The organism is Agromyces sp. GQ35 (genome assembly GCF_059758475.1).
On record NZ_JCAXEO010000001.1, the window covers coordinates 1 to 14372 of the forward strand.

General features: G+C 69.7%; 12 protein-coding genes. 9 read left to right on the top strand and 3 right to left on the bottom strand.

Annotation, left to right across the window (positions count from 1 at the left end; translation table 11 throughout):
• Positions 1-360: 360 nt before the first annotated feature.
• Genes AC6CH0_RS00005 through AC6CH0_RS00015 form a run of 3 tightly spaced genes read right to left on the bottom strand, consistent with a single transcriptional unit; the run spans position 361 to position 2906 of the window.
• Positions 361-1191 carry an aldo/keto reductase gene (locus AC6CH0_RS00005; RefSeq protein ID WP_498097357.1) on the bottom strand — a complete coding sequence of 277 codons (831 nt, stop codon included), beginning with the start codon at positions 1189-1191 and terminating at the stop codon, positions 361-363.
• 54 nt (positions 1192-1245) lie between these two features.
• Positions 1246-2046, bottom strand: coding sequence for a DUF1684 domain-containing protein (locus AC6CH0_RS00010; protein ID WP_498097359.1), 801 nt, complete (start codon positions 2044-2046; stop codon positions 1246-1248).
• Positions 2047-2093: 47 nt separating this feature from the next.
• Complete coding sequence (locus tag AC6CH0_RS00015) at positions 2094-2906, bottom strand: CPBP family intramembrane glutamic endopeptidase (RefSeq protein ID WP_498097361.1); 813 nt, start codon at positions 2904-2906, stop codon at positions 2094-2096.
• Between the two features lie 48 nt (positions 2907-2954).
• On the opposite strand from AC6CH0_RS00015, the gene hrpA reads away from it, so the two are divergent.
• The 9 genes from hrpA to AC6CH0_RS00060 all read left to right on the top strand — a co-directional run bounded on the left by hrpA (position 2955) and on the right by AC6CH0_RS00060 (position 14302).
• Positions 2955-6947, top strand: a complete 3993-nt coding sequence (gene hrpA / locus AC6CH0_RS00020; protein WP_498097363.1) for an ATP-dependent RNA helicase HrpA — start codon at positions 2955-2957, stop codon at positions 6945-6947.
• A 104-nt stretch (positions 6948-7051) separates the two neighbouring features.
• Positions 7052-8260: an MFS transporter gene (locus tag AC6CH0_RS00025; RefSeq protein WP_498097365.1), complete on the top strand. Its 1209-nt coding sequence runs from the start codon at positions 7052-7054 to the stop codon at positions 8258-8260.
• Positions 8261-8283: 23 nt separating this feature from the next.
• Positions 8284-9117 carry an aldo/keto reductase gene (locus AC6CH0_RS00030; RefSeq protein ID WP_498097367.1) on the top strand — a complete coding sequence of 278 codons (834 nt, stop codon included), beginning with the start codon at positions 8284-8286 and terminating at the stop codon, positions 9115-9117.
• Between the two features lie 163 nt (positions 9118-9280).
• Positions 9281-10243 (top strand): DUF4349 domain-containing protein, encoded by a 963-nt coding sequence (locus AC6CH0_RS00035; RefSeq protein WP_498097369.1) that lies wholly within the window; start codon positions 9281-9283, stop codon positions 10241-10243.
• A gap of 9 nt (positions 10244-10252) precedes the next feature.
• Positions 10253-11428 carry an acyl-CoA dehydrogenase family protein gene (locus AC6CH0_RS00040; protein ID WP_498097371.1) on the top strand — a complete coding sequence of 392 codons (1176 nt, stop codon included), beginning with the start codon at positions 10253-10255 and terminating at the stop codon, positions 11426-11428.
• Between the two features lie 75 nt (positions 11429-11503).
• Positions 11504-11680, top strand: a complete 177-nt coding sequence (locus AC6CH0_RS00045) for a hypothetical protein (RefSeq protein WP_498097373.1) — start codon at positions 11504-11506, stop codon at positions 11678-11680.
• A gap of 6 nt (positions 11681-11686) precedes the next feature.
• Entirely contained in the window at positions 11687-12568 is an 882-nt protein-coding gene (locus AC6CH0_RS00050) for an alanyl-tRNA editing protein (RefSeq protein ID WP_498097375.1), read from the top strand.
• A gap of 44 nt (positions 12569-12612) precedes the next feature.
• A complete protein-coding gene (locus AC6CH0_RS00055) occupies positions 12613-13107 on the top strand; it encodes a cation:proton antiporter regulatory subunit (RefSeq protein WP_498097377.1) in 495 nt (164 codons plus the stop codon).
• A gap of 10 nt (positions 13108-13117) precedes the next feature.
• Positions 13118-14302, top strand: coding sequence for a cation:proton antiporter (locus AC6CH0_RS00060; RefSeq protein ID WP_498097379.1), 1185 nt, complete (start codon positions 13118-13120; stop codon positions 14300-14302).
• The last annotated feature ends 70 nt before the right edge of the window (positions 14303-14372 follow it).

Sequence of the window (14372 nt, forward strand, 5' to 3'; positions counted from 1 at the left end):
TGAGTTTCAGCCATTCCGGCCTGCCCTCAGGGCAACCTATCTACCGTACCACTTCCGACGCCGGCTTCGATCACTCGAAGTCACTCAGCGGATGCTGACACAACAAGAACACGACTCGAGAGTCATGTTCGTTCTGAAGTGGGGGTTTCATCTTAGGCTTGAAATCACCGAGTCGCAATGCGACTTCGAGGCTATTTGGCTAAGAATCTCGCCGTCTCGGCCGGGAAGCCCTGATCTCTCAGCCGCTTCCCGCACCGCCGTGGCGATGAGTAAGAATTTACGCGGATCCCCGCACCCCGGCAAATCAGGCATGCATCCCGGGCGTGTCGCGCCGGAACACGGGGATCTCGCGACATCCGGTCAGTTCACGTCGTCGGGGTGGGAGCTCACCCGGCCCTCGCGCTCGAGCGCGGTGATCGCCTCGACCTCGGCATCGGTCAACTCGAAGTCGAAGACGTCGAAGTTCTCGGCCATTCGTTCTCGCCGGTTCGACTTCGGGAAGACGACGTGACCGCGCTGCAGGTGCCAGCGGATCACGACCTGCGCCGGGCTCTTGCCATGCGCCGCTGCAGCGCCGGCGACCTCGGGGAGTTCGAAGAGCGGGTACTTGCCCTGACCGAGCGGCCCCCACGCCTCGATCGCGATGCCGTGCTCCTCGGCGAATGCCGCCGTGGCCGGTTGCTGATGCGCCGGGTGCAGCTCGATCTGGTCGATGGCAGGCACGACGTCGGTCTCGTCGAGCAGTCGCTGGAGATGCGGCACGAGGAAGTTCGAGACGCCGATCGAGCGCACCCGCCCGCTCTCGCGCAACTGTTCGAACGTCTTCCACGTCTCGACGTATCGGTCGTTCGCCGGAGCCGGCCAGTGGATCAGGTACAGGTCGAGATAGTCGAGGCCGAGCCGATCGAGGCTCGCATCGAACGCATCGAGCACCGATTGCGTGCCCTGGTCGTCGTTCCACAGCTTCGTCGTGATGTAGAGCTGTTCGCGCGGGATGCCCGAGTCGGCGAGCGCAGCGCCGACGCCGGCCTCGTTGCCGTAGATACGCGCCGTGTCGATATGGCGATACCCCACCTCGAGGGCATCGGTGACGATGCGCTCGGTCTCTTTCGGGTCGACCTTGAACACGCCGAAGCCGAGCTGCGGGATCGAGTGACCGTCGTTGAGTTGGATGCGGGGAACAGAAGTCATGCTCCATCCCACCACGCCGAAGCGCGCTGCGGCAGGAGGTTCGCTGGCCGCGAATCAGGCCGCGGTCGCTCCGAGCCGGTCGCTGATGGGGTCGGTTGCCACGTCTGCTGCAGCGAGCGCACGGCGCGACGCGTTTCGCTCCCCCGCGCGCAGCGCGATCGGCCAACGATTGCCGGTCGGCGGCAACGGGCACACGTACTCGTCGGAGAACGCGCACGGCGGCAGGTACGCCCGATTGAAATCGACGACCACCCGGCCCGCGGCGTCAGGTTCGGGCACGCGCAGGAACCGGAAGCGGTAGCTCTCGTCTCCGCTCGTTGCGTCGGCGATCACGGCCGAGAGGCCGTGCCCGTCACGGGTGACCGTGAGGGCGAGCGGAACGCCGTCGATCTCGAGTTCGATCGCGCCGCCGAGCCTGCCCTCCGATGCGTGTCCGTCGACCGAGGTGACCTCGATCGTCGCGCCCTCGTCTGCGGCGGCGAACCGTCCGGTCACCACCCGGTCGGACGAGAACGGATAGGTCTCGATGCCGTCGAGACGCGTGCGGCTCGGGGCATCCGGATCGATCACGCGAAGCGCGAGCGATCTGTCGCGCTCGAATGCGCGCAGGCGCACGCTGCCGATCTCGTGCTCCTCCCCCGGAACGAGCCGCACGACCTCGTCGTCCGGCTGGGCTTCACCGACGATCGCGCCGCCCTGGACGCGCCAGCGCCCAGGCGCGCCGGCGAACTCCGCGGATTCCGCCGTGAGCCAGTGGGTGTGACGGAGCGCGGCCGTGCCGTGCGGCGCCGACACCGCCTGCCAGCGGCTCCGCCGCCACTCGCACCACTCGCGTTCGACGTCATCCAGGCTCATGTGCACACCGTAGCCGCCGCGTTCGCCAGCCCCGAAATCACGGGTCGTCAGGCGGCGAGCGCGGAGTCGGGGAGGAACAGCAGCACGAGGGCCGGCGCACTGGTCATGAGGTTGACGAGCAGGTGGGCGATCATGATCGGCATCAGCCGCCGCTGGCGATGCACGATGATCCCGGAGCCGATGCCCCACACGAAGAACGCCGCGAGGTAGACGAGCACCGCATCCGGGGTCGCCGCGTAGAACACATGCTGCAGCGCGAAGATCGCGGCGGGCACGATGATCGCCCAGAACGGCCGCCAGCGCCGCTCGAGTCCCCACTGCGAGTAGCCGCGGTAGACGAGCTCCTCCGCAGGGGCGTTCAGCGGCGCGAAGGTGAGGACCGAGACGACCGCGAGCACCGTGAGCCCCACGCGGTTCACGGGCGGTGCGGCATCCGCGTCGTAGAAGACCGTTGCGAAGTGCTCGAACGCTGCACCGCCGTGGAGGGCGAACATCACCCCAATCACCGCGAGGATGAACGGCAGCCACAGCACGGCGAGCCAGAGCAGGCCCCAGAGCACGTCTGGGCCGAGCCGTCGCCACGAGAAGTCGATGAGGTCACGCGCCCGTTGCCCCGAGCGGTGCAATGCCCGCCGCACGAGCACGATCGAGAGCACGTTCACGGGCAGCATCGTCGCTGCAGCGAACAGCATGCCGGGCGGGAACGGCCCGGGTGAGCCCGTCGACGCGAGCGCGATCCAGGTGCCGAGCGCTGCGAGCCCGACGAGCGCGACCCGGAGGGCCGGGAGACCGAGGAGGGCGGCGACCGCCGGAGAGCGCGTCGAAGTCGACCCCACCTGCACCGCGACATCCGTGGACATGAGGGAGTTCTACCACGGGCCCGCCGGCGCCGCATACGATGGAGGGCTGTGCTTGCTGCGATCACCTACCCCGCCGAGCTGCCCGTCTCCCGGCAGCGTGAGGAGATCGCGCGCGCCATCAGCGAGAACCAGGTCGTGATCGTCGCCGGAGCGACCGGCTCGGGCAAGACGACGCAGCTGCCGAAGATCTGCCTCGAGCTCGGGCGTGAGTCGATCGGCCACACGCAGCCACGGCGACTCGCCGCCCGCACGATCGCCGAGCGCATCGCCGAGGAACTCGGCGATGAGGTCGGCGGCCTCGTCGGCTACCAGGTGCGTTTCACCGACAAGGCCACCGCCTCGACCCGCATCAAGCTGATGACCGACGGCATCCTGCTGAACGAGATGCACCACGACCGGATGCTGCGTCGCTACGACACGATCATCATCGACGAGGCGCACGAGCGCAGCCTCAACATCGACTTCCTCCTCGGCTACCTCAAGCAACTGCTGCCGAAGCGGCCCGACCTCAAGGTCATCGTGACGAGTGCCACGATCGATCCTGAGAGCTTCGCGAAGCACTTCGCGGATGCCGCGGGCACGCCGGCACCGATCATCGAGGTCTCCGGGCGCACCTACCCGGTCGAGATCCGGTACCGCCCGCTGGTCTCGGAGGAATCGGCGAGCGACGATCCCGACGAGACGACGGCGTCGGGCCCCGGCGGCCGGGCCGCGGCCGACGACAAGGACTACCTGCAGGGCATCATCGAGGCGCTCGACGAGCTCGACCGCGAGTCACGCGGCGACGTGCTCGTGTTCCTCTCGGGCGAGAACGAGATCCGCGACGCCGAAGAGGCGGTGCGCGGGCACTACGCCGGCCGCGAGGCATCCGTCACCGAGGTGCTGCCGCTCTACGGACGCCTGTCGTCGGCCGACCAGCACCGCGTGTTCCAGCCATCGACCGTCGCCGGCGTGCGCCGACGCGTAGTGCTCGCGACGAACGTCGCGGAGACGAGCCTCACCGTGCCCGGCATCAAGTACGTCATCGACGCTGGCACCGCACGCATCAGCCGCTACTCGGTGCGCTCGAAGGTGCAGCGGCTGCCGATCGAAGCGATCTCCCAGGCCTCGGCGAACCAGCGATCGGGCCGCTCGGGGCGCACGAGCGACGGCATCGCGATCCGGTTGTACTCCGAAGAGGACTTCGCCAGGCGCCCCGAGTTCACCGAGCCCGAGGTGCTGCGCACCAACCTCGCCGCCGTCATCCTGCAGATGATCTCCCTCGGGCTCGGCGACATCGAAGCATTCCCCTTCCTGACGCCGCCCGACTCGCGGGGCGTGAAAGACGGTGTCGAGCTGCTGCGGGAGTTGGGCGCGGTCGATCCCTCGGCCGGCTCGGGAGCCGGCCCGCGGCTGACGAAAGTCGGCCGCGCACTCGCGAAACTGCCGATCGAGCCTCGTTTCGGTCGCATGGTGGTGGAGTCGAAGCAGCACGGTGTGAGCCGCGAAGTGCTCGCGATCGTCGCCGGGCTCACGATTCAAGACCCGCGCGAGCGTCCGCTCGAGCGTCGCCAGCAGGCCGACGAACGCCATGCCCGATTCGCCGACCCGACGAGCGACTTCATCACGCTGCTGAACCTCTGGAACCACCTCGAGACGCAGCAGCGCGAGCTCGGCTCGAGCGCGTTCCGCCGCATGTGCAAGAACGAATTCCTGAACTACCTGCGCGTGCGCGAATGGAACGACGTCTATCGGCAGTTGAGGCAGATGGCGAAGCCCCTCGGGCTCACGATCGACGACACGACTCCCCGCGGGGGAACCGCGCCCGACGCCGATCGCATCCACAAGGCGCTCCTCGCGGGCCTGCTCAGCCACATCGGGTTGAAGGATGCCCCGGCGAGCACCCAGCCGTCGACGGCACGCGGCGGCGCGGCAGCCGGCGGGCGCAAGCCGAAGGGCGAGTACCTCGGCGCCCGGCAGTCGCGGTTCCTCGTCTTCCCGGGTTCGACGCTCGCGAAGAAGCAACCCGACGCCATCATGAGCGCCGAGCTCGTCGAGACCAGCCGACTCTTCGCCCGCATGAACGCGGCGATCGACCCGGCCTGGGCCGAACCGCTCGCGGGCGACCTCATCAAGCGCAGCCACAGCGAGCCGCACTGGGAGAAGCGTCAGGGCGCTGCCGTCGCGTACGAGAAGGTGACGCTCTACGGCGTGCCGATCGTGGCGCGCCGGCGCATCCAGCTCGCGCGCATCGACCAGGCGTACGCCCGCGAGCTCTTCATCCGGCACGCGCTCGTCGACGGCGACTGGCCGAACGACATCCGGCGTGACCGGCTCTTCGACTTCGACCGGGCGAACCGAAAGCTGCGCGCCGAGCTCGAAGCCGTCGAGGAGCGCAGCCGTCGCCGCGACATCCTCTTCGACGACGAGGCCGTCTTCGACTTCTACGAATCGCGTGTTCCCGCCGACGTCACCTCGACCCGGGTCTTCGAGAACTGGTGGCGTACCGCGAAGCAGGAGACGCCCGAGCTGCTGACGATGACCGCCGACGCGCTCGCCCCCGACGACGCACCGGGCATCGACGAAGACGCCTTCCCGCCGAATTGGCGTCAAGACGACCAGACCCTCGCGTTGCGCTACCGCTTCGAGCCCGGTGCGGCCGACGACGGCGTCACCGTGCAGGTGCCGCTCGTGCTGCTCGCCCGGCTCCGCCCCGACGGCTTCGACCGGCAGGTGCCCGGGCTTCGCACCGAGCTCGTGACGGCCATGATCAAGGCGCTGCCGAAGGTGATCCGGCGCAATGTCGTACCTGCGGCCGACTGGGCCGCGAAGATCGTCGCCGAGCTGGACGAGACGGATGCCCCGGCCGGCACGTCGTTCGCCGACGAGGTCGCCGCCGCGATCAGACAGCTGACCCACACTCCGGTGACGGGTGCCGATTTCGCGATGGATCGGGTACCGCCGCACCTGCTGATGTCGTTCCGCGTGGTCGACGGGCGCGGCAAGCAGCTCGCCGTCGGCAAAGACCTCCGGGCGCTCCAAGCGCAGCTCTCTGACCGTGCGCGCGATGCGGTCGCCGACACCTTCGCGCACGCCGGCCGCGGCGAGCGCGGGGCTCGCGGACCACGGCAGGTCGACGGCCCGGAACCCGCCACCCCGGCCGCGATCGCTGCGGCCGGCGAGGGACCGGGCGCCGGCATCGAACGCAGCGGACTCACGAGCTGGGACTTCGCCGAGCTGCCCCGACACGTCGACACCACGGTCGGCGGCAACCGCGTGCGCGCGTATCCGGCGCTCATCGACGACGGGGCGACGGTCAGCATCCGGCTGCTCGCCACGCCCGAAGAGCAGGCGCGGGCGATGCCCGGCGGCATCCGTCGCCTGCTGATGCTCGCGACCCCGTCGCCGGTGAACTACGTGCAGCAGCACCTGACCGGCAACGAGAAGCTCATTCTCGCCACGAGTCCGTACCCCAGCACCACCGCCCTGTTCGCCGACTGTCTCGTCGCGTGCATCAACGACGTGCTCTACCGGGTCAAGGACGACGGCATGCTCTTCACGAAGCTCGAGTTCGACACGGTGCGCGACCGCGTCTCGGGCGTCGTGATGGACACCATGTTCGAAACCGTCGGCCTCGTCGCCCGCACCCTCACCGCGCTGCGGAGCGCCGAGAAGACCGTGAAGTCGGCGACGAGCATGGCATTGCTGCCTGCGCTGAGCGACGCCAAGGAGCAGCTCGCGGGGCTCGTGTTCCCCGGCTTCGTCGCGCGCACGGGCCTCGAACGTCTCCGGCACGTGCCGCGCTACCTCGAAGGGGTCACGGTGCGCATCGGCAAGCTGACCGACAATCCGGGGCGCGACCGCGTGTGGATGAACGAGGTGCAGACCGCGCTCGCGCGGTTCGCCGACGCCGGCGGCACGATACCGCTCGCGCCGGATGCCGCGGCGAACGTCGTGCGGGCGCGCTGGCTGATCGAGGAACTGCGCATCAGTCTCTTCGCACAAGAGGTGCGCGCCGCCGAGAGCGTGTCGCTGCAGCGCATCACGAAGCTGCTGGCGTAGCCCGCCATCGGCACGGCGCTCGCCGCCGCGGCGTGCCCGACCCGCCCGATCCACCTGCCTGGCAGGTGCCCCCGCGGCATCCGCCTCGATAGAGTGATCGCACCGTGGGAAGCTACTCCGATCTGCTCAAGTCCTCGGGCGTCGCTCGTATCATCGCCGCCCAGCTGACGGCACGGTTCCCGTCGGGAATGCTCTCGCTCGCCTTCCTGCTGCACGTCGAGCAGCAGACGGGATCGTACGGCGCCGCGGGGCTCGTGCTCGCCGCCACCTCGATCGGCCAGGCGATCGCCGGACCGATGACGAGCCGGCTCATGGGCCGGCTCGGCATGCGGCCAGTGCTCATCAGCACCCTCGTCGTCTGCGTGGCTGCGGTCGTCGCGATCGCCGTGCTGCCGCTCACCGTTCCCCTGTACATGGCGATCGGCTTCGTCGCCGGTATCGCGACACCGCCGGTGCAGCCGGCCGTGCGCACGATCTACCCCAAGATGGTGAACTCCCGTCAGCTCACCCCGCTGTTCTCACTCGACGCGTCGGCACAAGAGATCATCTGGGTCGTCGGGCCGGTCGTCACGACGTTCGTCGCGACGCAGATCGGCACGGTCTGGGCGATCCTGCTCGCCGCCGTGCTCATGGTCATCGGCGGCATCTGGTTCATCTCCTCGCCCGAGCTCGGGCGAGTCCGCATCCCGCGTTCGAAGCGTCGGTTCGGCGTCGTGCTGAGCCGGCCGCCGGTGCTGCTCGCGACGATCGTCGGATTCCTGCTGATCGGCGCGTGCGCCGCGATCGAGGCCGGCGTCGTCGCCGTGTTCGGTCACGACGGCGCGGAAGCGGGAATCGTGCTCGCGATCTTCTCGCTGGGCTCGCTCGCGGGCGGCCTCTTCCTCGGGCACGTGCCGATCGGCCCCTGGTCGACGGCGCGCCGCATGTTCATCGTGTTCGCCGGCACGGCGCTCGCGGCCGGGCTCATGGACTTCTGGTGGCTCTCCGCCACCCTCTTCATCGCGGGCATCGGCATCGCACCCGCGCTGGCCGTGCTCTTCGCGATCGTCTCGGCGAGCGTGAAGTTCTCCGACACGGCCGAGGCGTACGGCTGGGTCGGCACCGGGCAGCTCATCGGCGCCGCCCTCGGCTCGGCCCTCGCCGGATTCCTCATCGACGGATACGGCGCGCAGGGCGCGTTCTGGGCGGCAGCGGCGCTCGCGCTGCTGGGGTTCATCGTGCCGGTCCTCGGTCGGCGATGGCACCCCGACCTCAGGGGCCGTGATGCGAGCCCGATCCCCGACACCGAGCCCGTTCCCCTGCAACCGAGCTAGCAGAGCTCAGAGAGGCGCCCCGGATGTCCCGACCGCACCCTCCCGCCCCGATGATGCCGCTCGCCGACGGCGCCAGCATCCCCCAGCTCGGCTACGGCCTCTACAAGGTGCCGTCATCCGATGCCGCGCGGCTCGCTCTCGACGCGATCGCCGCGGGCTACCGGCACCTCGACACCGCCGCCTTCTACGGCAACGAGCGCGAGGTCGGCGAGGCGGTGCGCGCGGCCGACGTTCCTCGTGACGAACTCTTCGTGACGAGCAAGGTCTGGAAGGACGACAACGGCTTCGACTCGACGCTTCGCGCGTTCGACGAGTCCATGCGGCTGCTCGCCCTCGAACGACTCGACCTCTTCCTGATCCACTGGCCGGTTCCCTCGACCGACCGGTACGTCGACACGTGGCGGGCACTCATCCGGCTGCGCGACGAGGGCCGGGTGCGTTCGATCGGCGTCTCCAACTTCCACGCCCATCACCTCGAGCGGCTCATCGACGAGACCGGCGTGACCCCCGTCGTGAACCAGGTCGAGCTGCACCCCTGGCTGCCGCAGACGGCACTTCGCGAGTTCCATGCAGCGAGCGGCATCCGAACCGAGGCCTGGTCGCCGCTCGCCCGCGGCCGAGTGCTCGGCACGCCGCTGCTCGACGACCTCGCCGCGAAGCACCGCCGATCCCCGGCGCAGATCGTGCTGCGCTGGCATGTGCAGCTCGGCAACATCGTGATTCCGAAAGCGTCATCGACCGAACGCATCCGAGAGAACCTCGATGTCTTCGGATTCGAACTCGACGACGACGATCTCGCCGCGATGGCGACCCTCGAGACCGGAGCCCGCACCGGGCGCGATCCCGACGACGACTGAGACGGCACGGCGCCGCAGCAGGCCACGGCGAGCGCGCCGTACGGACGAACCGCCGCGAACGTTGTGGCCGTTCGGCGACTCACAGCCAAGCGCAATGCGATCGTGATCCGACTCCCAGCCGGGTACCAGACATCGGGTTCGGCCCGCGGAATACAGTGAGCCCATGAGACGACGCATCGCACCGGCGGCAGCGGCAGCCGCGATCACCGCCCTCCTCCTCGCCGGATGCTCAGCCGGCAATGGCAGCTCGTCGAGCGAGTCCGCGCCCGGCACTCAGGAGATCGCTCCCGGGGCACCTCAGTCGGTCGAGGGCGGCGACGCCGCCGATTCCACCGAGTTCACGGCCGAGGCCGACGCGGATCGCAGTGTCATCACCACCGGCTGGATCTCCGTCACGGTCGACGACCCGATCGCGAGCGCCGAAGACGCCGCCGACATCGCCGAGCAGGCCGGCGGCCGGATCGACAGCCGCAACGAGACTCCGGGCACGGAGACCCAGCCACCGAGCGCGTTGCTCACCATGCGCGTTCCCGCCGACGACCTCGACGACGTGATCGCGCAGCTTCGCGAGCTCGGCACCGTCAACGCCGTGACGATGAACGCCTCCGATGTCACGCAGCAGCGCCAAGACCTCGATGCCCGCATCGACGCGCTCACCGCCTCGGTCGCCCGCCTGCAGGAACTCCTCGGCACCGCCACCACGATCGCCGACCTCATCGCCATCGAATCAGAACTCACCACCCGGCAGGCCGAACTCGACAGCCTGACGCAGCAGCGCGACTGGCTCGTCGACCAGGTCGATCTCTCGACGATCACGCTCGACCTCGTCACCGAGGACGTCGCACCCGAGGCCGCGCCCGACGACTTCTGGAGCGGGCTCCTCGCCGGATGGGGGGCACTCGTCGCCTTCGCCAGCTGGCTCGGAGTCGCGTTCGGCGTGCTGCTTCCGTGGCTGCTGTCGGCACTCGTGATCGTCGCCATCGTCGTGGCGATCGTCGTCGCTTCCTCGCGCACGCGGCGAACCAGGCGAGCGGATGCCACGGCACCCGTCGCCCCGTCGGGCGCACCGGACGGCGGCGCCTCGACCCCCTCCGCGGGCCCGCCCGCCAGCGGGCCCGAGGCGTAGTCTGGCGGCGTGACAACGCCAGAGACGCCGACTCCCGAGACCCTGCTGAACGACGAGCTGCTCGAACGCATCCGCGAGCGGGCGAGCCGATACGACCGCGACAACGAGTTCTTCGACGACGACCTCACCGAACTCCGGGAGGCCGGCTACCTGACGGCGCTCGTGCCGACCGAGTTCGGCGGGCTCGGCTGGAGCCTCGCAGACGCGGTGAAGAGCCAGATGCGTCTCGCGGGCGCGGCGCCGGCGACCGCGCTAGCCGTCAACATGCACCTCGTGTGGACGGGGGTCGCCAAGGTGCTTCGCGACCGGGGTGACGACTCGCTCGACTTCGTGCTGCGCGAGGCCGGTGCCGGCGAGATCTTCGGCTTCGGCATCAGCGAGGCCGGCAACGACCTCATGCTCTTCGGCTCCCACACGAGCGCCGACCCGCAGCAGGGCGGCGGCTACCGCTACACCGGCCGCAAGATCTTCACCTCGCTGTCGCCGGCGTGGACCCGGCTCGGCACGATGGGCCTCGACACCACCTCGCCCGATGCCCCGAAGATCGTCTACGGCTTCATCGACCGCGAAGACCCCGACGTGCGCATCCTCGACGACTGGGACACGATGGGCATGCGGGCGAGCCAGAGCCGTACGACCGTGCTCGACGGCGCATTCGCGGCCGCCGACCGCATCGTGCGCCGGCTCGACCCCGGACCGAACGCCGACCCGCTCATCTTCGGCATCTTCGCGAACTTCGAGCTGCTGCTCGCCTCGGTCTACGCCGGCATCGGCGACCGGGCATTGAAGTTGGCCGTCGACGCCGCGCATCGGCGCACCTCGATGAAGCGCGACGGCGCGCCCCTGTCGCAAGACCCCGACATCCGCTGGCGCATCGCCGACGCGGCACTCGCCCAGGAGGCCATCGAACCGCAACTCCTCGCGATCGCCCGCGACCTCGACCAGCTCGTCGACCACGGCTCGTTCTGGTTCGCGAAGCTCGTCGGCGTCAAGGTGCGCGCGACCGAGACCGCCAAGCACGTCGTCGATCAGGCGGTGCGCGTCTCCGGCGGGTCGAGCTATTTCGCGGGCTCGGAGCTCGGTCGCCTCTACCGCGACGTGCTCGCGGGCATCTTCCACCCCTCCGATGACGAATCCGCGCACGCGACCGTCGCCAACGCATGGCTCGGCCCGCTCGAGTCGTGAACCCGAGCTCGGTGCGCCCCGAACGGTAGACTTGGCCGGGCGGCGCGGACCGCCACCGGATCACTGGAGGTCGTTGTGAACGTCGTCGCTTTCCTCATCTCGCTGGGGCTGTTCGTCTTCGGCATGTGGTTGATGGGCACCGCGCCCGAGCTGACCGAGTTCCAGGCGCCGCTCTTCTTCGGCGGCATCCTGAGCGTCTCGCTCTCACTCGCCGTTCCGTTCCACGTGCTCGGCCGCAGCGACGGCGTCTGAGCCGCAGTGACACTGCCCTCGCACGACACGCTCGTCACCTATCCCGACGGCTCCCTCGACGCTACTGCCGTCGTGCTGCACGCCGCGCCCGTCGGCGGGTCGCGATTCGCGGTCATCACCGACCGGACGAGCTTCCACCCCGTCGATTCGGCATGGCCCGACCAGCCGGCCGACTCCGGCAGCTTCAGCACCGCACACGGTGACGTGGTGATCGTCGATGCCGTGGTGGCGGCGACCGACGGCAGCGAGCTCTTCCTCGGTGCCGACATCCCGGTGCGAAAGGGCACCGACGGGTGGGTGTTCCTCGTCGCGCACCTCGTCGCCGACGACGTCGCGATCGCCGAGCGCGACGAGGTGACGGTGCGAGCGGATGCCGCCACCCGGCACGCCCTCTCGGTCGGTCACACCGCCTGCCATGCGGCCGCGCTGGCGCTCAACGCCGCACTCGCCGCGCACTGGTCGAAGCCGGCTCGCGAGGATGCGCTCGGCGCCCCCGACTTCGACGGCATCGCGATCACCTCCAGCCGCATCGGTCCCGATTCGTCGGTCGACGTGTACCGATTGAACAAGTCGTTGCGCCGCGCCGGGTTCGACACCGCTGCGGTGGGAACGGAGCAGCTCGGCGAGCTCGCAGCATCCGTGACGGCCACGATCGCCGCGTGGGCGCAGGCCGACGCGAAGGTGCGAATCGAACGCGATGGCGACGGCCTCACCGACCGACGGTTCTGGGTGGCCGAGCTGCCGGGTGGAACGGCACGCATCCCCTGCGGCGGCACCCACGTCGGCTCACTCGCCGAACTCGGTGCCGTCCACGTCGAACTCGACGTCGGCGACGACGCCGGCACGGCGGTGCTCAACATGCGCACGCACGCCCAGCCTCGCCGCTGAGCGCGGCGGGCCGGGACACTGCCGCGCGGGGTTACGATGGCGACGTGGGAATTCGCATCGAGAAGGTCGATCTGCCGGGCATCGGCATTCGGCACGACCTCGTCACCGAAGGCGGTCGACGCATCAGCGTGGTGTCGCACCGAGATGGCGAGCGCGACCTGGGCATCTTCGACCAAGACGACCCCGACGCCTGTCGTGACTCCATTCCGCTGAACGACGATGAGGCCGCAGCACTCGCCGACGTGCTCGGCGCCTCGGTCATGCTGAGTCGCCTGACGAGCCTCAGCGATGAGACCGCCGGGCTCTTCACCGAGCAGATCGCGCTGCCGACCGACTCTCCGTACCTGAACCGCACGCTCGGCGCCACGAAGGCCCGCACCCGTACGCACGCCTCGATCGTGGCCATCGTTCGCGACGGCTCGATCATTCCCTCCCCCACGCCTGCTGAAGCGCTGCGCGCGGGAGACGTCATCGTCGTCGTCGGCACACGCGAAGGACTCGACGGAGTGGCCCGGCTGCTCGCCAACGGCCCCGACTGAGGCCGCGCGAATGCACGAGACCACGCTGCTCCTCATCGAAGTCGGCGCGCTGCTCCTCGGCATGAGCCTGCTCGGGCGACTCGCCCTCGTCATCGGCATCTCGCCGATCCCGTTCTACCTCGTGCTCGGCCTCGCCTTCGGCGAGGGCGGTCTCGTCGCACTCGACGCGAGCGAGGAGTTCTTCCAGACGGGGGCCGAGATCGGGGTCATCCTGCTGCTGGCGCTTCTCGGTCTCGAGTACACCGCCGCCGAGCTCTTCTCGAGCCTGAAGTCCGCCCGAAAGGCCGGACTCATCGACGCCGCCCTGAACGCCGTGCCGGGTGCCGCGCTCGCGCTGCTGCTCGGATGGGGACCGATCGCGGCCGTCGCCCTCGCGGGCGTCACGTGGGTCTCCTCGTCGGGCGTGATCGCCAAGCTGCTGCGCGACCTCGGCCGACTCTCGAACCGCGAGACGCCGTCGATCCTCGCGCTCCTCGTGATAGAGGACCTCGCGATGGCGTTCTACCTGCCGGTGCTGTCGGCACTGGTCGTGGGCGTGAGCCTCTGGCAGGGCGCGGTGGGCGTGGCCGTCGCGGTCGGCGTCGTCGCCGTGATCCTCTACATCGCGCTGCGGCACGGGCACATCGTGTCGCGACTCTTCCCGGCCGACCAGCACGAGCCGCTGCTGCTCGGCGTGCTCGGCCTCACGATGCTCGTCGCCGGACTCGCGGCCGAAGTGAGCGTGTCGGCCGCGGTCGGCGCGTTCCTCGTGGGCATCGCCCTGTCGGGCCGCGTCGCGGAGAACGCGAGCCAGGTGCTCACGCCCCTGCGCGACCTGTTCGCCGCGATCTTCTTCGTGTTCTTCGGATTGACGACCGACTCGTCCGCCCTGCTGTCGATGCTGCCCGCCGCCCTCGCCCTTGCACTCGTGACGATCATCACGAAGCTGCTGACGGGCGCCTACGCCGCCCGCCGTGCCGGTGTCGGCACGCTCGGCCAGTGGCGCGCCGGATTCTCGCTCGCGCCGCGCGGCGAGTTCTCGATCGTCATCGCCGGCCTCGCGGTCGGCGCTGGGGTGGCCCCGCAGCTCGCCCCCCTCGCGACGGCGTACGTGCTCATCACGATCATCGCGGGCACGTTCCTCGCGCGGCTGCCCGAGGCGTCGTGGTTCCGGGCGGCGGTGCGGAAGCGCCGGCCGCCGGTCACGGTCGCCTGACCGGGGCGGGCTCGACTCGCACCTGCCAGGCGGTCGAGTCGGTCATCCACTGCGACCGGGTTTCGACGGC